The sequence below is a fragment of the Massilia sp. MP_M2 genome, assembly GCF_039123635.1.
Taxonomy (GTDB): Bacteria; Pseudomonadota; Gammaproteobacteria; order Burkholderiales; family Burkholderiaceae_D; genus Telluria.
Map to the genome: position 1 here is coordinate 445,943 of NZ_JBCHJF010000004.1, position 21,462 is coordinate 467,404.

General features: G+C 64.2%; 17 protein-coding genes. 5 read left to right on the forward strand and 12 right to left on the reverse strand.

Annotation, left to right across the window (positions count from 1 at the left end; genetic code table 11):
* Positions 1–36 precede the first annotated feature (36 nt).
* The 6 genes from RCH14_RS12300 to queA all read right to left on the reverse strand — a co-directional run bounded on the left by RCH14_RS12300 (position 37) and on the right by queA (position 9,796).
* Positions 37–3,774, reverse strand: coding sequence for a PAS domain-containing protein (locus tag RCH14_RS12300; protein ID WP_343026397.1), 3,738 nt, complete (start codon positions 3,772–3,774; stop codon positions 37–39).
* Positions 3,775–4,130: 356 nt separating this feature from the next.
* Positions 4,131–5,153 (reverse strand): protein translocase subunit SecF, encoded by a 1,023-nt coding sequence (gene secF, locus RCH14_RS12305; protein ID WP_343026398.1) that lies wholly within the window; start codon positions 5,151–5,153, stop codon positions 4,131–4,133.
* Between the two features lie 16 nt (positions 5,154–5,169).
* Positions 5,170–7,044, reverse strand: coding sequence for a protein translocase subunit SecD (secD, locus tag RCH14_RS12310; RefSeq protein ID WP_343026399.1), 1,875 nt, complete (start codon positions 7,042–7,044; stop codon positions 5,170–5,172).
* 51 nt (positions 7,045–7,095) lie between these two features.
* Positions 7,096–7,428 carry a preprotein translocase subunit YajC gene (gene yajC, locus RCH14_RS12315; protein ID WP_183555984.1) on the reverse strand — a complete coding sequence of 111 codons (333 nt, stop codon included), beginning with the start codon at positions 7,426–7,428 and terminating at the stop codon, positions 7,096–7,098.
* Positions 7,429–7,607: 179 nt separating this feature from the next.
* The gene (tgt, locus tag RCH14_RS12320; RefSeq protein ID WP_343026400.1) at positions 7,608–8,747 is read right to left on the reverse strand and encodes a tRNA guanosine(34) transglycosylase Tgt; all 1,140 of its coding nucleotides are present in this window, start codon (positions 8,745–8,747) and stop codon (positions 7,608–7,610) included.
* Positions 8,748–8,773: 26 nt separating this feature from the next.
* A complete protein-coding gene (gene queA / locus RCH14_RS12325; protein ID WP_343026401.1) occupies positions 8,774–9,796 on the reverse strand; it encodes a tRNA preQ1(34) S-adenosylmethionine ribosyltransferase-isomerase QueA in 1,023 nt (340 codons plus the stop codon).
* 118 nt (positions 9,797–9,914) lie between these two features.
* Between queA and recG the strand changes: the two genes are divergently transcribed.
* Positions 9,915–11,975 carry an ATP-dependent DNA helicase RecG gene (gene recG / locus RCH14_RS12330; protein ID WP_343026402.1) on the forward strand — a complete coding sequence of 687 codons (2,061 nt, stop codon included), beginning with the start codon at positions 9,915–9,917 and terminating at the stop codon, positions 11,973–11,975.
* Here recG and RCH14_RS12335 read toward each other — a convergent pair.
* Positions 11,972–12,706 carry an NYN domain-containing protein gene (locus RCH14_RS12335; protein ID WP_343026403.1) on the reverse strand — a complete coding sequence of 245 codons (735 nt, stop codon included), beginning with the start codon at positions 12,704–12,706 and terminating at the stop codon, positions 11,972–11,974. The genes recG and RCH14_RS12335 overlap by 4 nt on opposite strands.
* Positions 12,707–12,915: 209 nt before the next feature.
* Here RCH14_RS12335 and RCH14_RS12340 point away from each other — a divergent pair, with 209 nt between their 5' ends.
* Positions 12,916–13,674 (forward strand): hypothetical protein, encoded by a 759-nt coding sequence (locus tag RCH14_RS12340; RefSeq protein WP_343026404.1) that lies wholly within the window; start codon positions 12,916–12,918, stop codon positions 13,672–13,674.
* A 14-nt stretch (positions 13,675–13,688) separates the two neighbouring features.
* On the opposite strand, the gene RCH14_RS12345 is transcribed toward RCH14_RS12340, so the two are convergent.
* The 5 genes from RCH14_RS12345 to pyrC are packed head-to-tail and all read right to left on the reverse strand — an operon-like array spanning position 13,689 to position 17,370.
* Entirely contained in the window at positions 13,689–14,084 is a 396-nt protein-coding gene (locus tag RCH14_RS12345; protein ID WP_343026405.1) for a 50S ribosome-binding protein YggL, read from the reverse strand.
* A 57-nt stretch (positions 14,085–14,141) separates the two neighbouring features.
* Positions 14,142–14,498, reverse strand: a complete 357-nt coding sequence (locus tag RCH14_RS12350; protein ID WP_343026406.1) for a glyoxalase superfamily protein — start codon at positions 14,496–14,498, stop codon at positions 14,142–14,144.
* Positions 14,495–15,496, reverse strand: coding sequence for a Gfo/Idh/MocA family oxidoreductase (locus tag RCH14_RS12355; protein ID WP_343026407.1), 1,002 nt, complete (start codon positions 15,494–15,496; stop codon positions 14,495–14,497). The genes RCH14_RS12350 and RCH14_RS12355 overlap by 4 nt, the downstream gene beginning before the upstream one ends.
* Positions 15,497–15,511: 15 nt before the next feature.
* On the reverse strand, positions 15,512–16,315 hold the full coding sequence (locus tag RCH14_RS12360) for a DUF3025 domain-containing protein (protein ID WP_343026408.1): 804 nt from the start codon (positions 16,313–16,315) through the stop codon (positions 15,512–15,514).
* Positions 16,316–16,320: 5 nt separating this feature from the next.
* Positions 16,321–17,370, reverse strand: coding sequence for a dihydroorotase (gene pyrC / locus RCH14_RS12365; protein WP_343026409.1), 1,050 nt, complete (start codon positions 17,368–17,370; stop codon positions 16,321–16,323).
* 264 nt (positions 17,371–17,634) lie between these two features.
* Between pyrC and RCH14_RS12370 the strand changes: the two genes are divergently transcribed.
* The 3 genes from RCH14_RS12370 (at position 17,635) to RCH14_RS12380 (ending at position 21,374) form a co-directional block, all read left to right on the forward strand.
* Positions 17,635–18,903 (forward strand): dicarboxylate/amino acid:cation symporter, encoded by a 1,269-nt coding sequence (locus RCH14_RS12370; protein WP_343026410.1) that lies wholly within the window; start codon positions 17,635–17,637, stop codon positions 18,901–18,903.
* An 82-nt stretch (positions 18,904–18,985) separates the two neighbouring features.
* On the forward strand, positions 18,986–20,269 hold the full coding sequence (locus RCH14_RS12375; RefSeq protein WP_343026411.1) for an amidohydrolase family protein: 1,284 nt from the start codon (positions 18,986–18,988) through the stop codon (positions 20,267–20,269).
* A 31-nt stretch (positions 20,270–20,300) separates the two neighbouring features.
* Positions 20,301–21,374 (forward strand): type II asparaginase, encoded by a 1,074-nt coding sequence (locus RCH14_RS12380; RefSeq protein ID WP_343026412.1) that lies wholly within the window; start codon positions 20,301–20,303, stop codon positions 21,372–21,374.
* The last annotated feature ends 88 nt before the right edge of the window (positions 21,375–21,462 follow it).

The following is a 21,462-nucleotide window of genomic DNA, read 5'->3' on the forward strand; positions in this document are numbered from 1 at the left end:
TGGCGGCAAGATCATCGGCCTGGCCGCTGCGTTGATTCAGACCGGCGTGACTAGCGCGACAGCGCCGAACAGGTTCTCGATCGGCTCGGGTTTGTGCAGCAAGAATCCTTGCGCGTAGTCGATGCCAATCTCACGCACCCGCGCCAGCACTGCCGGCTGGTCCACATACTCGGCGACCGTCTTGACCCCAACCACCCGGGCCACGTCGACGAAACAGCGCACGGCGGCGGCGTCCAGCGGGTCGTCGATCACGTCGCGGATGAAACTGCCGTCGATCTTCAGCAGGTCGACCTTGAGGGTCTTCAGGTAGCCGAACGACGATGCCCCGGCCCCGAAGTCGTCGAGCGCCACCCTGACCCCGAGAGCGCGCACCTGCTCGATGAAGATCGCGGCATCGGCCATATTGGTCACGGCAGCGGTCTCGGTGATCTCCAGGCAGATGCAGCGGCAGACCGCACTCCCCGCTTCGGTCAACACGTCGATGGCATGCCTGTGAAACGCGCGGTCGCCCACCGACTGGCCTGACAGGTTGATGCACAAGGTTTGCAGGGCACGCAAATCGGCCATGCCATGGATCTGCTGAACGGCGTGCGTCAGCACCCAGCGGTCGATGCGCGTGGCCATGTGGAAGCGCTCTGCAGCAGGCAGGAAGGCCCCGGGCTGGATCAGGCTGCCATCGCTGTCCAGCAGCCGGATCAGCACTTCCGCGTGAAGCCCCGTGGCGCCCTCGCCAAGCGGGTCGATGCGCTGCACATAGAGCACAAACCGGCCTTCATCCAGCGCCTGCTCCAGCCGTGCGGCCCACTGCATTTCGCCATGACGTGTACGCATGGCCTGGTCGGTGTCGAACCAGACATGCACGCGGTTGCGGCCCGCCTCTTTGGCGGCGTAGCACGAGGTGTCTGCCGCCTGCATGGCGGCGGCCGTGTTGGTCCAGCGGTTGTCCACCGGCACCAGGCCGATGCTGGTGCCGATCCGGAAGCGTCGGTCGTCGTGCACGAACCTGAACGCCTCCATGCGGTCGCAGATCTGCTGCGCCACGCGCAGCGCCTGATCGGACATGCAGTGCTCGAGGATGACCGCGAATTCGTCGCCGCCCAGGCGGGCCAGCGTGTCGCGCGCACGCACGGCTTCGCGCAGCAGCTTGGCCACCTGCTGCAGGAGCTGGTCGCCCACCGAGTGGCCGCAGGCATCGTTCACAAGTTTGAACTGGTCGAGGTCGATATACAGCAGGGCATGCTCGCTACGGTCCTCGTGCGCCTTGTCCAGGGTGCGGCGCAACCGGGTCTCGAACTCGGCCCGGTTGACCAGGCCCGTGAGGGCGTCGTGCGTGGCGCGGTAGCTCATCTCACCGGACATGCGCCGCTTCTCGGTCACGTCGTGAAAGACCAGCACGACGCCCAGCACGTCGCCACTCGGGTTGCGGATCGGTGCAGCAGAGTCCTCGATGCCGAACTCATCGCCATTGCGCGAGATGAGCACGGTGTCGTTGGCCAGGCCCACGATCTTGCCCTGTGCAAGGCAGGTGGCCACAGGGCTCTCGGTGAGATTGCGGGTCTCTTCGTTGACGATATGAAAGACCTGGGTCAGTGGTCGCCCGAGTGCTTCACTGGACAGCCAACCGGTCATGCGCTCGGCGACCGGGTTCAACCAGGTCACCCGGCTTTCGGCGTCGGTGGTGATCACGGCGTCGCCGATCGACTGCAGCGTCACGCGCAGGAGCTCATGCTGTTCGGCCAGTTGGTTGGCGAGCTCGCGCAGTGGCGTCACATCCCAACTCACGCCCACCATGTGCAGAGCCTGGCCCTCGGCATCACGCGTCACCCTGCCAGCGGCGCGAAGAAAATGCACGGAGCCGTCGCGCCAGATCACACGGAACTCGGAGCGAAAGTCGGTACCTTTTTCCAAAGACGACTTGAACTCCAGCTTAGCGCGGCTGTGATCGGCGGGGTGAAGGTGGCGAGCCCAGAGCTCGTAGCCGTCCGTACCCGATCCCTCCGGCAAACCGTACAGCGCGTACATCAGGGCATCACAAGTGAATGCGCCGGTTTGCACGTTCAACTCCCACACCCCGATGCCACCAGTCTCTGTCGCCAGCACAATGCGTTGTTGAGCGGCATCGAGGGCCAAGCGGCTTTCCACCCGTTGAGTAATGTCCTGAAAGGCTCCGAACAGCTGCACCGGTTTTCCGCCCTCGAACTTCGCATGGCCCACCGCACGTACCCAGATATTCTGACCGCTCTTCTGGATGAACGGCAGTTCCAGGTCCCAGTCGGTGCCGTCGGCCATGGCCTGCGCCACCGCTGCTTCGATGATGGGGCGGGCTTGCGGCGCATAGAACTCGATTGCTTCGGCCAATTGGGGCTGGTAATCGAGCGCCACGCCGTGGATGCGACAGGTCTGCTCGGACCAGTGAACGCTGCCGCTGATGATGTCGACCTCCCAGCCCCCGACCTGTGCCAGAGCGCCGGTGCGGTTCAGCAGCTCTTCGCTCTTGCGCAATTGGTCTTCCTGCGCCTTGCGCGCCGTGATATCCAGATGCGTGCCGAACATCCACTCGGGCTGGCCGTCTGCGGTGGTGGTCAGTACCTTGCCGCGGTCGAGCACCCAGACCCAGTGGCCGTCGCGGTGGCGCATGCGCGCCTCGCATTCGTAGGCTGCCGTCTCACCCGCAAAGTGGGCTTGAAGCAGCGCACTGGATCGCGCCATGTCCTCAGGGTGAGCAAGATCGCCCCAGGTCTGGATGGTGGTAGGGGAAAGCTCATCCAGGGTGGCCCCGACAATCTCGGCCCAGCGCGCATTGAAGCGCGTCTCGCCAGTCTGAACGTTCCATTCCCAGGTGCCCGCGCCGGTGCCCTGAATGATCGCTGCCAGACGCTCGCGCTCTTCGTCGAGGGCACGGCGCGACTGCAAGCGCTCGGTGATGTCTTCCACCGAACCCACGTAGCCCGTGACCTCATCATCGCCATCCAGCAAGGCACGCGCAACAGCACGCACATGGCGCACCGCACCATCGTGGCGGCGAACCCGGAACTCCATGTCGAATTCTTGCTTCAGCGCCGCTGCGTGCGCCCATTGCGCGAAAACGACGGCCTTGTCGTCTGGGTGCAGCGTACGGCTCCAGCCGTCGCCCAGAGCCTCGGCCTCGCTCAAACCGTAGATGGTTTGCCAGCGAGAATTGGTGTAGGTGCAGGCGCCGGCCGCATCGGTGGCGAACATGCCTAACGGAGATGCCTCGCTGAGCGTACGAAAGCGGGTTTCACTGGCCACGAAACCCCGTGCCATGCGACGCGATTCAAGCGCCTCAACGGCAGCGATCGACAACAGGCGCAGCGCTTCGCGCTGCTTCTCACTCAGACGGCGGGGTACGCGGTCGATTACGCACAGCGTGCCGACGTGCGCACCGTCGCTCAGGCGCAGCGTGGCACCGGCGTAGAAGCGGATGTCCGGCGCAGTTGCGACCAGCGGGTTATCGGAAAAGCGAGGGTCGGCCAGGGTATCCGGCACCTCGAAGATGCCGTCGTCCAGGATCGCGTGAGCGCAGAACGCCACGTCACGGGGCGTCTCTGCCACCCCGGGCAGGCCAACATTGGCCTTGAACCATTGCCGGTCGTGGTCGATCAGGCTGACCAGCGAGATCGGGACGCCGCATACCAAGGCAGCGATTGCCACCAAGGCATCGAACTCACGTTCGGGCGCGGAGTCGAGGACGCCGAGCCGTTCAAGCGCCCGCAGGCGCTCCGGTTCGTCCAATGGCATCGGTGCAGTCAGCATAGGGCGGGCTCGTTCAACAGAATGTCACCGATTGTCTCACAGCGGGACATCGTGAAGCGCGCGAACTGGGCTGGAAAGCAGTCCCACATCGATGGTTCATTTCCTGAGCGCGCCTCGGCGTGAAGTAAGCACGCACAGCCAGCCAGTTACGGCTACCCGACTGTCGAGATCTTGTCCGAATGTCAGACCTGCCCCCGCTTTTCTGCAAGGAAAGCGGGACAAAAAAAACCCGCGCCGTTGCCGGAGCGGGTGAAGTCCAAAACTAGGGATGTCCTGAAAGAGACGGTTCCACTATAGGTATGTACAGATCGCGACTCCGTGCGTTGACACACACAAAGTCGCGAAACTGCTGTCGATCAGACGACGGCGCCGTCGGTGTCGTCTTTCTCTTTGACCGGCTTGATGAGGTCTTCACGCTTGACGCCCAGCCACATCGCCACGGCCGCGGCCACGAACACCGACGAATAGATACCGAAGAGAATGCCGATGGCCAGCGCGATCGCGAAGTAGTGCAGCGCGTAGCCGCCGAAGAACAGCATCGACAACACCATCATCAGCGTCGAGCCGTGCGTGATGATCGTGCGCGAGATCGTGCTGGTGATCGCATGGTCGATTACTTCCGGCACGCTCATGCGGCGCTGCTTGCGGAACATCTCGCGGATCCGATCGAAGATGACGACCGACTCGTTGACCGAGTAGCCCAGCACCGCCAGCGTTGCCGCCAGCACCGTCAGCGAGAATTCCCACTGGAAGAATGCGAAGAAGCCCAGGATGATGACCACGTCGTGCAGGTTGGCAATGACAGCGGCGACAGCGAATTTCCATTCGAAGCGGATCGCCAGGTAGACCACGATGCCGAGGATGACCATCAGCAGCGCGTTCAGGCCGTTCTGGGCCAGTTCGTCGCCGACCGATGGGCCGACGAACTGCACTTGCTGCAGGCTGATCAGCTCTTGCCCACCGGGTGCGACGCAGCTGGTGCGGTTGAGCACTTCACCTTTGTCGGTCGTCGTTTGCGTCTGCTTGGGCGTGCCCTGCTCGTCGCGGCAGATCGCGTTGAACACGGCCGTCGAGCCGCTCGCCGCCGGCGCGCCTTCGACGATCGGCAGGCGCAGCATGATGTCCTGCGCGGTGCCGAAGCTGGCCACCTCAGGGTGTGAATAGCCCATGCCGCGCAGCGTGTTGCGAATCTTTTCCTGGTCCGCCGCCTTCGGATAGAGCAGCTCCATCACCGTGCCGCCCGTGAACTCCACCGAGAAGTTCAGGGGCTTGGTGATCAGGAAGAACACCGCCGCCACGAATGTGATCACCGAAATCGCATTGAGGATCAGGGCGTGGCGCATGAACGGGATATCCCGTTTGATCTTGAAAAATTCCATTGTCGTATCCCGGTGCTTAGTTCTTGTTAGGCGTCATGTCAGGCTTCCAGACCGTGCCAATCGAAATCTTCGTCAACTTCTTCTGGCGGCCGTACCACAGGTTGGCGAAACCGCGCGCCACGACCACGGCCGAGAACATCGAGGTCAGGATGCCCAGGCAGTGGACCACGGCGAAGCCGCGCACCGGACCCGAACCGAAGATCAACAGCGCGAGGCCGACGATCAGCGTGGTCACGTTGGAGTCGACAATGGTGTCCCAAGCATGCTTGGAACCGGCCGAAATCGCTGCCTGCGGCGTCGCGCCGGCACGCAGCTCTTCGCGGATACGTTCGTTCACCAGCACGTTCGAGTCAATTGCCACGCCCAGTGCCAGCGCGATTGCGGCGATACCCGGCAGGGTCAGCGTGATCTGCAGGATCGACAACAGGGCCAGCAGGAACAGCACGTTGGCCGCCAGCGCCAGCGCCGAGAACACGCCGAACAGGTGGTAGTAGATGACCATGAAGATCGCGATCGCCACGAAGCCCCAGATCGTCGAGTGCAGGCCGCGTTCGATGTTTTCGGCGCCCAGTTGCGGGCCGATCACGCGTTCTTCGACGAATTCCATCGGCGCCGACAGCGCGCCCGAGCGCAGCAGCAGCGCCAGCTCGTTGGCGTCCTGCGAGGTGCCCATATTGGTGATCTGGAAGCTCGAACCCAGTTCGCTCTGGATGGTCGGCGCCGACAGCACGTTGTAGACACCCTTCTCTTTCAGCAGGATCGCCATGCGCTTGCCCACGTTTTCACGCGTGGCCAGGCGGATGCGACGGCCGCCGTCGCCGTTCAGGTCGAGCGAGACGGCAGGCTGCTGGTTCTGGTCGAAGCTGGCGGTGGCGCTCGAAATCGATTCGCCGGTCAGGATGATGTCGCGCGAGACGACGATCGGTGCGCCGCGGCCTTCGGTAAACAGTTCGGAGTTCAGCGGAATCGCTGCCGACAGCTCGGTGCCCGGGGTCACGGTGGTGTCGACCATGCGCAGTTCGAGCGTCGCGGTGCGGCCGATGATGTCTTTCGCGCGCGCGACGTCCTGCACGCCTGGCAGCTGGACCACGATGCGGTCGGCGCCCTGCTGCTGGATGATCGGCTCGGTGGTGCCCAGTTCATTGATGCGCTTGGACAGCGTCATGATGTTCTGCTTGATGCCGTCTTCGACCGAGCGCTTGATGGCTTCGGGCTTCAGGCTCACGACCAGCTTCATGTCGGCGCCATCGGCGGCGTCGGCAAAGGCCAGCTCGCTCGATTGCGCGGCCAGCACATTGCGCGCGTTGCTGCGGGTGGCGGCGTCGCGGAAGCGCACTTCGATGGTGTCGCGCACGCGCTCGATGCCGGTGTGGCGCACGTTCTTGTCACGCAGGTTGCTGCGCACGCTCGACTGCAGGGCCTTGACCTTGTTGTCGAGCACCGCCTTGGTGTCGACCTGCAGCAGGAAGTGCACGCCGCCGCGCAAATCCAGGCCCAGGCTCATTGGCGCTGCGCCAATGGCCGTCATCCAGGCCGGGGTGTTCTTCACCAGGTTCACGGTGACAATATAATCGGGATTGGCAGGGTCGCGGTTGAGTTCGCGCTCCAAGGCCAGCTTGGCCTTGAACTGCTGTTCGGTACCGGCGAAGCGCGCGCGCACCGAGGTGGTGTGGCCCGTGCCTTCGAGGGTGATACCGGTGGAAGGAATGCCGGCACGCTTGAGCGCATCCTCGACCACGGTGGTGGAGGCACTCGTGATATTCAGGGTAGAACGGCCTGATGTGACCTGCAACGCCGGCGTTTCGCCGAAGTAGTTGGGCGCCGTGTACAAGGCGCCCAGCAGCAGCGCAATGACGATCAGTAAGTATTTCCAGACGGGATAGCGATTCATAGTGTTCCGGCGTTCAGGTTAGGCAGTGCGGGTTGCCCCGCACAGCTTGGCTTACAGGGCTTTGAGCGTGCCTTTTGGCAGCAGCGTGGTCACCGAATTCTTTTGCACGGTGATTTCGGTGCCGACGGCAACTTCCAGCGTCACATAGGCTTCGGCCACTTTCGACACACGGCCGACGATACCGCCGGCGGTGACGACTTCGTCGCCCTTGGCCAGAGCGTCCATCATGGCTTTCGCCTCTTTTTGGCGTTTTTGCTGAGGACGGATCATCAGGAAATACATGACCACGAACATCAGGATCAGCGGCAGGAAGGTCGTCAGGCTACCCATGATGCCGGCATCGGCGACAGGGGCAGTTTGCGCGTACGCGTTGGAAATGAACACAAGAACTCCGATGGTGAAGTTAAAAAAATAAGCGGTGTATTCTAGCATCGGCCAGAAGCCGCAAACCATATCCGGCAGTATGTCGTTTTGCTTTCAAGTATTGCAAGACAAACCGGTCGTTTCGCTGGCAACCCCGAGCGTCAATACGGCAAGGTCGGGGCCGCACAGTAAGCAAGTGCTTACACGCCGCGCGCGCGGTCGGCCGCGAACTTGACGCGGAAGGCCTGGAAGCCATCGGCGTCGATCGCGTCGCGCATTTCCTGCATCAGATTGAGGTAGTAATGCAGGTTGTGGATCGTGTTCAGGCGCGCGCCCAGAATTTCGTTCGAGCGGTGCAGGTGATGCAGGTAAGCGCGAGAGAAATTCTGGCAGCAGTAGCAGGTGCAGCTCTCGTCGAGCGGCGCCATCTCTTCTTTATAGCGCGCATTCTTGATCTTGACGTCGCCAAAGCGCGTAAACAGCCAGCCGTTGCGGGCGTTGCGGGTTGGCATCACGCAGTCGAACATGTCGACGCCGTTGGCCACGCCATCGACCAGGTCTTCCGGCGTGCCCACGCCCATCAGGTAGTGCGGCTTGTTCTCGGGCAGGCGCGGGCCGACGTGGGCCAGGATGCGCTTCATGTCTTCCTTCGGCTCACCGACCGACAGGCCGCCAATCGCCAGACCCGGGAAGTTGATGTCTTCCAGGCCCGCCAGCGACTCGTCGCGCAGGTGCTCGTACATGCCGCCCTGGACGATGCCGAACAGCGCGTTCGGGTTGCCGCCGCCCGTGAACTCGTTCATCGAGCGCTGGGCCCAGCGCAGCGACATGCGCATCGATTTCGCTGCCTCTTCGGCGGTGGCCGGCCGGCCGTCGATTTCGTACGGCGTGCATTCGTCGAACTGCATCACGATGTCCGAGTTCAGCGCGCGCTGGATCTGCATCGAGATCTCGGGCGACAGGAACAGCTTCGAGCCGTCGATCGGCGAGGCGAACTTGACGCCCTCTTCGGTGATCTTGCGCATTGCGCCCAGCGAAAACACCTGGAAGCCGCCCGAGTCGGTCAGGATCGGACCGTCCCAGCCCATGAACTTGTGCAGGCCGCCGAACTTGTTCAACACATCCACGCCCGGGCGCAGCCACAGGTGGAAGGTATTGCCCAGGATGATTTGCGAGCCGACGTCTTTCAGCTCGATCGGGTCCATTGCCTTGACCGAGCCGTAGGTACCGACCGGCATGAAGATCGGGGTTTCGATGGTGCCGTGGTTCAGCTTCAGGCGGCCGCGGCGGGCGTGCGACAGGCCGCTGGTGTCTTTTTTGAGCAGGGTAAATTCGAGCATTGTGGTGTCTTGCCTATTTTTCTGGCTTAGCGGGAGGTGGTGCTCAAGAGCATGGCGTCGCCATAGCTGAAGAAGCGGTATTCATTGGCGATCGCGTGCGCGTAGGCAGCGCGGATCGGCGCGTAGCCGGCAAAGGCCGACACCAGCATCAGGAGCGTCGACTTGGGCAGGTGGAAGTTGGTCACCAGGCGCGTGACCGTTTTAAAGGTGTAGCCAGGCGTGATGAACAGGGCCGTGTCGGCGCTGCCGGCGACCAGATCGCCGCTTTGCGAGGCCGACTCCAGCGCGCGCAGGCTGGTCGTGCCGACGGCGACCACATCGCGGCCTGCGGCCCGGGTGGCGCGCACCGCGTCAACCGTCTCTTGCGCGATCGTGTACCACTCGGTGTGCATCTTGTGTTCGCTGAGGTCTTCGACCCGCACCGGCTGGAAGGTGCCCGCGCCCACGTGCAGCGTGACGTAGGCGAAGTTCACGCCTTTCGCAGCCAGGCGGTCGAGCAGCGGCTGGTCGAAGTGCAGGCCGGCCGTGGGCGCGGCCACGGCGCCCGGCTCTTTCGAGTACACCGTCTGATAACGCTGTTCGTCGAATTCGTCGGCCGTGTGCTCGATGTACGGCGGCAGCGGCAGGCGGCCGTGCGCTTCGATCAGGTCGAACACGTCGCCTTCAAAATGCAGCGTGAAGAATTCGCCGGCGCGCTCGCCCGCCGTCACATCGAAAGCGTCGGCCAGGCGGATGCGGTTGCCCGGCTTGGGCGACTTCGACGCGCGGACCTGGGCCAGCACCGTGCGGTTGTCGAGCACGCGCTCGACCAGCACCTCGACCTGGCCGCCGGATTCCTTGACGCCGAAGAAGCGCGCCTTGAGCACGCGGGTGTTGTTCATCACGAGCAGGTCGCCCGCCTGCAGCTGGTCGACGATGTCGGCGAACTGGCGGTCGATGATCTGGTCGCCATCGAGGTGCAGCAGGCGCGACGCGCTACGGTCCGGCAGCGGCAATTGCGCGATGCGCTCGGGGGGCAGGTCGAAGTCGAAATCGGATAGCGAATACATGATGTTCAATTGGTTGGGCAAATCTCGGCAAATCAATGCTGCCAGCTTTACAATAGGGGCTTGAAGCGCATACGGCGAACCTTCTATTTTACGTCAGCAAGCGCCACTTTGCCGCAATATGCCCGCCCCTAAAACCACAACACCCCCAAAAACGCTCGAAAGCAAGCTCGCCCGCCTCGGCCTGCACACCGACATGGACCTGGTGCTGCACCTGCCGCTGCGCTACGAGGACGAGACCCAGATCATCACGATCCGGGATGCCTGCATGCGCGGCGGCCAGACCTGGCAGGTGGAAGGCATCGTGACCAAGAACGAGATCTCGTTCAAGCCGCGCCGCCAGCTTCTCGTCACGATCGCGGATGCATCGGGCGACCTGCTGCTGCGCTTCATGAATTTCTACGGCAGCCAGGTCAAGCAGATGGCCGAAGGCGTGCGCATCCGCGCGCGGGGCGAACTCAAACACGGCTTCTTTGGCGCCGAGATGGTCCACCCGGGCTACAAGGTGGTCAACGAAGGCGCGCCCCTGCCCGCCTCGCTCACGCCCGTGTACCCGGCCGGCGAAGGCCTGTCGCAAACGGTGCTGCGGCGCGCGATCGCCGACGCGATGAAGCGCATCGACTGGGCCGACACCGTGCCGCCCGCGATCCGCAAGCGCATGGACCTGATGGACTTCGCGCCGGCCGTGAAACTCTTGCACTACCCGCCGGCGGACGTCGACGAGCATGCGCTGATCGAGCGCTCGCACCCGGCCTGGGACCGCATGAAGTTCGACGAACTGCTGGCGCAGCAGTTGTCATTGAAACGCGCGCAGCGTGCGCGCCGCGAAAAAGGCGCGCCGCCACTACGCGCGGTGGGCCAGCTGTCCGAAGGCTTCCTGGCCGGCCTGCCGTTCGCGCTGACCGGTGCGCAGCAGCGCGTGGTCGAAGAAATCCGCGCCGATCTGCGCGCCGGCTACCCGATGCAGCGCCTGCTGCAGGGCGACGTCGGCAGCGGCAAGACCGTGGTCTCGGCGCTGGCCGCCGCGCAGGCGATCGACAGCGGCTACCAGGCGGCCCTGATGGCGCCGACCGAGATCCTGGCCGAGCAGCACTTTCGCAAGATCGCCGCCTGGATGGAGCCCCTTGGCGTGAAGGTCGCCTGGCTGACCGGCAGCCTGAAGAAAAAGGACAAGGCCGCATCGAACGCGTTGATCGAGTCGGGCGCAGCGCACCTGGTGATCGGCACGCACGCGCTGATCCAGGACTCGGTGCAGTTCGCGAAACTGGGCCTGGTGATCGTCGACGAGCAGCACCGCTTCGGCGTCGGCCAGCGCCTCACGCTGCGCAACAAGGGCAGCGACGGCCTGGTGCCGCACCAGCTCATGATGTCGGCCACGCCGATCCCGCGCACGCTGGCAATGACGTACTACGCCGACCTCGAGGTGTCGGTGATCGACGAACTGCCGCCGGGGCGCAGCCCGATCGTCACGCGCGCCATCGACCAGATGCGGCGCGACGAAGTCGTCGAACGCGTGTACGCCGCGGCGCTCGAAGGGCGCCAGGTGTACTGGGTCTGCCCGCTGATCGAGGAATCCGAAGCGCTGCAATTGCAGACTGCGACCGAGACCTATGAAACGCTGGCCGAGTCGCTGCCCGACCTGCAGGTAGGGCTCGTGCATGGCCGCATGAAGCCGGCCGAGAAGCAGGAAGTAATGGACGCGTTCACGGCGGGCCAGGTGCATGTGCTGGTGGCGACGACCGTGATCGAGGTGGGCGTGGACGTGCCCAATGCGTCGCTGATGGTGATCGAGCATGCGGAGCGGTTCGGCTTGTCGCAGCTGCACCAGCTGCGCGGACGCGTGGGCCGCGGTTCGGCCGCGTCGGTCTGTCTGCTGCTGTACCAGTCGCCGCTCGGCCAGGTGGCCAAGCAGCGCCTGATGACGATGCGCGAGACGACGGACGGTTTCGAAATCGCGCGGCGCGATCTGGAGATCCGCGGGCCCGGCGAATTTCTGGGCGCGCGCCAGTCAGGTCAGGCGATGCTGCGCTTTGCCGACCTGGAAATCGACCAGTGGATGGTGGATCGGGCGCGCGACGTGGCGCAGTGGCTGCTCGATGGCGAGACGCCTGAAAAGATGGCCGTGGTCGATGCGCATCTGGCGCGCTGGCTGGGTGGACGTGAGGAATTCCTGAAGGTTTAGACGGCGCGCAGGGCGGTGGGTGGCGCTGCTGGGGCCATGCCGACGGTGCAATGGCCACCCTCGGTCTGATGCAACCGCAACTGGCTGCATGCTTCGATCATCGTCCGCAGCTTGGCATGACCATGCGCTGCCGGAGAAAAACCGGGACTGGCTAGCTTCAGTTGGTTTCCCAGCTCGCTCAGCTTGACCGATCCATTCGGCGAAGCCTTTGCGACTTTGCGAACCGTCTTGACCAGTAGATTACGCCAGTCGACGACGGCTTTCACGCCGCCCGAAGCGACCGGTGGCAATTCGACGACCGGTACGACCGATGCCGCCTCATGAAATGCGCCACAGGCGTATCGCAAAGCTGCAGGCGTTTTCGCTTCGCCACATACATGCACGCCAGCCCCGCGCTCCTGCAGCTTGCGGCACAAGCCGACAAAATCCGAGTCGCTCGTGACAATCACGAACTGATTGGCACGCCCGTCGAGCAGCATCTCCAGCGCGTCCAGCGCCAGTGCGATATCGGCCGTGTTCTTGCCGCCCACATACTGGAATTGCAGGCACGGCGTAAAGCCGTGGCGGATCAGCGCTTCCTGCCACTTGTTTGTCAGCGATGCCGCGTTACCGTAACCGCGCCGCAGGACCACACGCCCAAGGGTCGATGCATGCTGCATCGCCTGATCGAGCACGGCGCTCTGCGCATTTTCGCAGTCCACCAATACCGCGACATTCCGTTCTGCAGACATGAGAATTCCCGTTAGGCAACAACTTAAACTCTAGCAGGATATTAACGACGGGCGGGCGGCATTTCCCATCTGATGGCTTACCGTGTTATACAAACGCACTGTGACAATCCGTTAGAAATTTGCTCCCTGTTTCAAGTTATCTTGGCTGAGTTGCAACGTCCTGCTTCTGAACAGTCGCGCCCCATCCATCACAAGACACGGAACCTGGCATGCCTATCGTCGGACTCGGCCTACACTTTCTGATCGCGCTGTTCTTCGCGGTCCATGCGCTACGCAACGGGCGCCAGATGTACTGGCTGCTGATCCTGTTTTCGTTCCCGGTCCTTGGCAGCCTGGCCTACTTCGTGGCCGAGTACCTGCCCGCGTCGCGCCTGGAGCGCAAGGGCCGCATCGCCACCCGCGCGCTGCAGAACACCATCGATCCCGGCCGCGACGTGCGTGAAGCGCGGCGCGCGTTCGACCTGACGCCGACGGCCCACAACCAGATGCGCCTGGCCGCCGCGCTGCTGGGTGCTGGCCAGTCCGAAGAAGCGGTCCAGCATTACGATGCCTGCCTGCGTGGCCCATTCGCCGGCGATCCGGAAGTGGTCCTGGGCGCTGCGCGTGCCAATGCGGCGCATGGCCAGCCGGCAGCAGCAATCGCGCTGCTCGCGCCGCTGCAAACCAGGCATCCGGGCTTTCGCGCCGATGAGGTTGGGCTAGCGCTGGGGCGCGCGTATGCCGCGAACAATCAGCAGCTTGAGGCCGGCGTTAAGTTGGCGTCGGTCGTGGAACGCTTCGGCAGTATCGATGCGCGCGTCGAACTGGCGCTGTGGGCCATCGCCAATCGCAAGATCGAGGTGGCGCAGCGCGAGCTGCAAGAGATCGCGCACGCGCGCAAGCACATGGAAAAGCACACGCGGGATCTGCACCGGGAGTTGTTCAGGCGGCTGGATGCGGCGACCGTGTCGATGCCACCAGCCACCTGACTCGGAACATACCTTTATTGGGTACGAGCATGCCCATGTTGGGTTTCGCCGTGCCATCCATCGACCAACGCGAGAACACGAACATCGGCCACCTCTGGCCGGGCACGTAACCACTGCGCAACAGCCTCACGGTCGTCTTCGCTCGGCGAGCCACGCTCCATGGCGGTAATGACGCCGGATGTTTCGGTGAGCGGGAAGCGCCCGCCGAAACCGCCACCGATCATCCCGCGCTCTTCGATAAAACCGAACAAGTCATCGATCAGGGCGCTGTGCGCAGCGTCATTGATCGGCTGACTGAACGTCAGCTCGACGTCGAAGACGTATTCCGTGAATTCGCCAACGCGCAGCTTCTTGCGTTGGCGTTGATTGAGGCGCCGTACACGGGCGGTGGAGCGAGCATCGCGTTTCATGGTGTCCTTGTTGTTGTCGGTGTTATTCGAACCGCCGGTGACGGTTCGATCGTGTCGTTAGCATGTGAACGTGAGCCGGTTGCCGAATGGATCCTTGATGCTCAATTCGCGGGTGCCCCATGGCGTATCCTCGATCGTCGGCCTCGCATACCCATATTGTCTGGCTGCCAGTTCGGCGTGCAAGACGTCAATGTCGTCGATGTTGATCCGCAGCGCAGCACCAGGGCAGCAATCGCCATGATGTTCGCTCAGGTGCAGCACGCACCCATCACGCGCGATCTGCAGGTACAACGGCAGGTCGGGCGCGAAGCGGTGCTCCCAGTCGACCTTGAAGCCAAGGTAATCGACATAGAACTGCCTGGCCTTCGCTTCATCGAAGATGCGCAGGATCGGCGTGACGGCGCCAAGCCTCATGCTGGCGCGCGTACCCGGTCCGCCTCGTAACGCAAGCCGATCTGGCGCCGGATCTCGTCCATCACGCCCATCAGCGCCAGCGTTTCGCGCTGCGTCATCGCCGGGCTTTCCAGCAAACCGGCTTGCCAGCAGCGCTGTGCTTCAATGGCTTCGTGCACGTAGCCGTTGCCCAGATACGGCGTGTCGATCGTGCGCGAGGTGCCGTCGTCGAGCGTGACCGTGACCGACGTCGCGCAGTGAAAGCGCGTATTCATGCGCACGTGGCCACGCTCGCCCGCCACCGTCAGTTCGGCTGGCGTGCGCGCCAGCAGCGAGCAGCTGCATACCGACATGCCGCCGCCTTCGTGCTTGAGCGTGAAGCCCGTCTGCACGTCGACGCCGGTCGGGCCCATCTGGGCCTGGGCGCGGATTTCCGCCACCGGGCCAAGCAGGCCGGCAGCGATCGACAATGGATAGATGCCCAGGTCGAGCAGCGCGCCGCCGCCCAGCTCGGGGTTGAAGACGCGGTGCTCGGGGCCGAACGTGGCGGCAAACCCGAAGTCGGCCACCACCTGACGCGGCGTGCCGATTTCGCCGGAGGCCAGGATGCGCTGGACTTCCTGGTAGGCCGGCAGGTAGCGCGTCCACATTGCCTCCATCAGGAACAGGCGCCTGGTGCGCGCCAGCGTCACGACCTGCTCGGCTTCGCGCAGGTTCATCGTAAAGGGCTTCTCGCACAACACGCCCTTGCCCGCGCGCAGGGCCATCAAGGCATTCTCGACGTGCTGCGGGTGCGGGGTGCCGATGTAGACCAGGTCGATGTCCGGGTTCGCCACCAGTGCCTCGTACGCGCCGTAGCTGGCCAGCGCGCCGAATTCGTGGCCGAACGCGTCGGCCGTCGCCTGGCTGCGTGACGCCACGCCTGCCAGCACCGCCCCCGGCACATCCTTCAGTGCAGTGGCAAAGGCATGGGCAATCTTGCCCGTCCCGAGGATTCCCCAACGTACCGCTTCAGCCATGCACATTCTCCTTGGTTAGTCCGTCCGGCGTGGACGGAACACGGTGGTATCACGATAAAAATCGGCATCCTGCCCCGGCCACCAGCCCGGCACGCCCAGCACCTGCAGCGGGGTGAAGCCCGAGGTGGCGCCACCGTGCGCCAGGCCTTCGCCGGCCAGTGCAGCGGCCACCTCGCGGTCGATCCAGGCGCGGCGCGCATCCGGCGCCAGCGCAAAGTAAGCGTCGTCCACGAACACGACGCGCGTGTGCGCGGTGATCGCCTTGCGCGGCGTGACCAGCTTTTCCATCAGCGCGTGGCCGAACAGCCAGACTTCGGCATCGCGGCCGAACAGGGTCCGCTTGTCATACAGCGCGTCGAGCCAGCGGTGCGCGCGCAGGTCGTCGACCAGTGTCCGCCCCACATCCGTGTCACGCACCACCAGCAGCGCCGCGTTCTCGTCGAAGATCGTGGCGGCGTCGCGCGCCGGTCCGCGCGACTTGCCCACGCCAGCCTGCGCGATCTGCGCCGCCTGCAGCGAGTTCAGGGCGCGCTTGATGCCCGGGAACGTCAGCCACACCAACGCATTGAAGAAGTCGTGCAGATTGTCGCGCGTGGGCACCTGCCCCGTCGCGCCAATGAATGCCTCGTACGCCGTGCCATCGGGCAGGCTCGCTTGCGGCACGAAGCGCAGCAGCTGGCCGGCGCCGTTGCGCAGATCGAGTGCGCACGCGGCAGCATTGAAGGCGTCGATGAAGCCGTCGGCCGGTGGCGCGGCGCGCTCGAAGGCCGGACGCACCGTGTCGTACCACGGCTGCGCCCAGTCGATCGGCGGAAGCATCGGTGTTACAGCATCTTCCAGTTGATGGTCTCGCCCGCGTTGAGCGGCACCAGCTGGTGCTCGGCCATCGGCACCGATTGGGGCAAGGTCCAGGCTTCGCGCTTGAGCGTGATCGTGCCCTCGTTGCGCGGCAGGTTGTAGAACGCCGGGCCGTTGAAACTGGCGAACGCTTCCAGCTGGTCGAGCGCGCCGGCCTGGGCGAACGCTTCGGCATACATCTCCATCGCATGCAGCGCCGTGTAGCAGCCCGCGCAGCCACAGGCAGCGTACTTGGTATGCACGGCGTGCGGGGCCGAATCGGTGCCCAGGAAGAAGCGCTCGTCGCCGCTGGTGGCGGCGGTGACCAGCGCCAGGCGGTGTTCTTCGCGCTTGAGCACCGGCAGGCAGTAGAAGTCCGGGCGGATGCCGCCCTTGAACAGCTCATTGCGGTTGTACAGCAGGTGGTGGGCGGTGATGGTGGCGGCGATCGGCCCTTCGGCTTCGGCCACGTACTGCGCCGCGTCCTTGGTGGTGATGTGCTCGAACACGACCGGCAGGGCCGGCATATCGCGGCGCAGCGGGCGCATGACGCGCTCGATGAACACGGCCTCGCGGTCGAACAGGTCGATGTCGTGATTGGTGACTTCACCGTGCACCAGCAGCGGCATGCCGATTTCCTGCATCACCTCGAGCGTCTTGTAGCACTTGGTCAGGTCGGTCACGCCGGCATCGGAATTGGTCGTGGCGCCGGCGGGGTACAGCTTGACGGCGTGGATGAAGCCGGTGTCTTGCGCGCGGCGGATCTCGTCCGGGTTGGTGTTGTCGGTCAGGTACAGCGTCATCAGGGGCTCGAACTGCACGCCTTCGGGCAGCGCGGCCAGGATGCGGGCGCGGTAGTCCAGCGCCATGGCGGTGGTCGTGACGGGCGGCCGGAGGTTGGGCATCACGATCGCGCGCGCGAACTGGCGCGCGCTGTGCGGCAGCACGCTGGCCATGGCCGCGCCGTCGCGCAGGTGCAGGTGCCAGTCGTCTGGTCGGGTGATGGTGATGGTGTCGGGGATTTCGATGGTGGACATGGCGGCTCTCGGAAAACGGATGGCGTATTTTACCTGCGCCGGGGCGCCTTGGATCATCGCGCGACGTGGCGTGATCGTCCGCACACACCACACGCGACTGCATGCTTGACAGCACTAACAGCCCCTAGGATACTGCGGAACTTGCCATAATCTTCAGAATCAACTGGTCTTTCGGTCCTCGACAGCCAGCCACTGCCCGAACAATTCACCAGCGACAGCGCCGTTGCCGCGGGTGTCGCACAGGTCCCAAAGACAGGAAGCTTTATGAACAATCGAAACCGCCTGACCACCTATATTCTGATCGCGCTGGTGATCGGTATTCTGGTCGGCTATCTGGTCAACACCAATTCGGACACGGCCGGCGCACAAAGCTTCTCCGACACGATGTCGCTGATCACGACGCTGTTCCTTCGCCTGATCAAGATGATCATCGCGCCTCTGGTGTTTGCCACCCTGGTGGTTGGCATCGCCAAGATGGGCGACGCCAAGGAAGTGGGCCGCATCGGCGTCAAGGCGCTGGGCTGGTTCTTCATTGCCTCGCTCATCTCGCTGTCGCTGGGCCTGATCCTGGTGAACCTGTTCCGTCCCGGTGACGCGCTGTTCGCCGCCGGCATGATGCCGCCAGTGGACGCCACTTCGGGCATTACCACCAGCGGCCTGACGATGAAGGACTTCATCACCCACCTGGTGCCAACCTCGATCGTCGACGGCATGGCCCGCAACGAGATCCTGCAGATCGTCGTGTTCTCGGTGTTCTTCGGCACCGCTGCCGCCGCCGTCGGTGCACGCGCCACGCCAATGATCGACGCCATCGACGGCGTTGCCCACGTCATGCTCAAGCTGACCGGCTACGTGATGAACTTCGCGCCGATCGCGGTGCTGGCCGCCGTTTCGGGCATCATCGCCAAGAGCGGCCTGGGCGTGCTGTCGACCTACGGCGTCTTCATGGCCCAGTTCTACTTCGGCATCGCGCTCTTGTGGGTGGTGTTGATCGGCATCGGCATGATCTTCATCGGCCCGCGCATCCTGCGCCTGATCGCCGAACTGCGCGGCCCGACCCTGCTGGCCTTCTCGACCGCATCGTCCGAAGCGGCGTTCCCGAAAACCCTGGAAGGCCTCGAGCGCTTCGGCGTCAAGAACCGCCTGGCCTCGTTCGTGCTGCCGATCGGTTACTCGTTCAACCTCGACGGCTCGATGATGTACTGCACCTTCGCCGCCGTCTTCATCGCCCAGGCCTACGGCATCGAGCTGTCGATGAGCACCCAGATCACGATGATGCTGGTGCTGATGCTGACCTCCAAGGGCATGGCCGGCGTGCCGCGCGCATCGCTGGTGGTGATCGCCGCCACGCTGAACCAGTTCGACATCCCGGAAGCAGGCCTGCTGCTGCTGCTGGCGATCGACCACTTCCTGGACATGGCCCGCTCGGCCACCAACGTCATCGGCAACGGCATCGCCACCGCCGTCGTGGCCAAGTGGGAGGGCGAGCTCGGGGAGCCGAACGCCGAACCCGCCATTTCACCGCTGCGCTAGGCGCGGCGGGCATTGCCTGATACCCGAAGGCCTTCCAGCGATGGAGGGCCTTTTTTTTCATGAAAATAACGAGGGACGAACGATGAAAACCATGATGGCCGCCGGCATCCTGCTGGCCTTGAACAGCGCGCACGCCGCCACCCAGACAGTCGATTGCGGGCGCCTGCTGGACGTGCAGCAAGGCGTCTGGCGCGAACGCGTCAGCATCGTCATCGAGAACGGCAGCATCGTCTCGGTCGGCCCCATGACCGGCGCTGCCGGGAACATCGACCTGTCGCGCCACGCCTGCCTGCCCGGCCTGATCGACATGCACGTGCACCTGACCAGCGAGACCCAGCCGGCAGTCGACGCCTACCGCGACCGCCTCACCGCCAACCCGGCCGACATGGCTTACCGCTCGATCAGGTTTGCCGAGCGCACGCTGATGGCGGGCTTCACGACGGTGCGCGACCTGGGCGCGGCCGATGATTTGAACATCGCGCTCAAGCGGGCGATTGCCGCCGGCGACGTGCCGGGCCCGCGCATGTTCACGGCCGGTAAGTCGCTGGCCACCACGGGTGGCCACGCCGATCCGACCAACAACCTGTCGCACTTCCTGAACGAGAAGATCGGCACGCCCGGCCCGGTCGAGGGTGTGCTCAACAGCCCCGAAGAAGCGCGCCAGGCCGTGCGCCAGCGCTACAAGGATGGCGCAGACCTGATCAAGGTGACGGCCACCGGCGGTGTGCTGAGCCAGGCCGCCAGCGGCCAGAACTCGCAGTACACCGAGGACGAGCTGCGCGCCGTGGTCACGACCGCGAAGGATTACGGCTTTCGCGTGGCGGCCCACGCCCACGGCGCCGAAGGCATGAAGCGCGCGCTGCGCGCTGGCGTCGACTCGATCGAACATGGCACGCTGATGGACGACGAGGTCATCACGCTCTTCAAGAAGACCGGCGGCTGGTACGTACCGACCATCTCGGCCGGCCGCTACGTGGCGGACAAGGCCAAGGTGCCGAACTACTATTCGGCGCTGGTGCAGCCCAAGGCCGCGGCGATCGGGCCGCAGCTGCAGGCCACGTTCGCCCGCGCCAGTAAGGCCGGCGTGAAGATCGCGTTCGGCACCGATGCCGGCGTGTTCCCGCATGGCGAGAATGCGAAAGAGTTCGGCTACATGGTCGAAGCGGGCATGACGCCGATCGAGGCAATCCGCGCAGCCACCGTCAATGCCGCCATGCTGCTGGATCAGCCCAAGCGACTGGGCGCAATCGCACCGGGCTTTGCGGCCGACATCATCGCGGTCGAGGGCGACCCGCTCAAGGACGTCAAGCTGCTCGAGCAGGTCAGGTTCGTGATGAAGGATGGCGTGGTCTATAAAAAGCTGTAAGCTGCCGGGTTTGAAAAGCCCGGAGACCTTCATGCTGTTCCCGCGATCTGCCCACGCCGCCCTGTGCGGCGTTCTTTTTCTGTTTGCGGCCGCCGTCCAGGCCCAGACCACCAAGCTGCCGAACGTGACGATCCTCGCCACCGGCGGCACCATCGCCGGGACCGGCGCCAGCAGCACGACGACGATCGGCTATACCGCTGCCACCGTCGGCGTGCAATCGCTGATCACGGCCGTGCCCGAGATTGCGAAGGTGGCCAACGTCACCGGCGAGCAGGTGTTCCAGATCGCCAGCGAAAACATCAGCGATGCGCAGTGGCTGCAACTGGCCAAGCGCGTCAACCTGCTGCTGGCGCAGAGCAGCGTCGATGGCATCGTCATCACGCATGGCACCGACACGCTGGAAGAGACGGCATATTTTTTGAACCTGGTCGTCAAGAGCAGGAAGCCGGTGGTGGTGGTCGGCTCGATGCGGCCATCAACGGCGCTGTCGGCCGACGGCCCGATCAACCTGTACAACGCGGTGCGCCTGGCCGGCACGCCTGAAGCGGCGGGACGCGGCGTGCTGGTGGCGATGAATGACCAGATCCACGCGGCGCGCGACGTCACCAAGGCCAATACGACGACGGCCGACACCTTCCGCACCACCGAGCTGGGCATGATCGGCTACATCCAGGGCGGCAAGCCGTTCTTTTATCGCGACGTGACGCGCAAGCACACGGTCAATACCGAATTCGATCTGGCCAGGCTCGACGCGCTGCCGCAGGTGGACGTGGCGTATGCGTATGCGAACGTGGGTGATGTGGCGGTCAATGCACTGGTGGCGGCCGGTGCGAAGGGGCTGGTGCATGCGGGTGTCGGCAACGGCAGCCTGCCGGCCAGAACGAAGCCGGCGCTGGTGGCTGCGCGTGCCAAAGGGGTCATCGTGGTGCGCGCGAGCCGCGTCGGCCAGGGCATCGTGGCGCGTAACGGCGAAGCCAATGACGATGAGCTGGACTTCGTGGTGGCCGATACGCTCAGCCCACAGAAGGCGCGCATCCTGCTGATGCTGGCGCTGACGAAGACGACCAGCACCAAGGAAGTTCAGCGGATGTTTTATACGTATTGATGCACTGCTGGCTGGACGCGTGGACGGCGGAGCCGTCCACCCTACGTCTGGCGTTGACGAAGACGGCCAGCACCAAGGAGATCCAGCG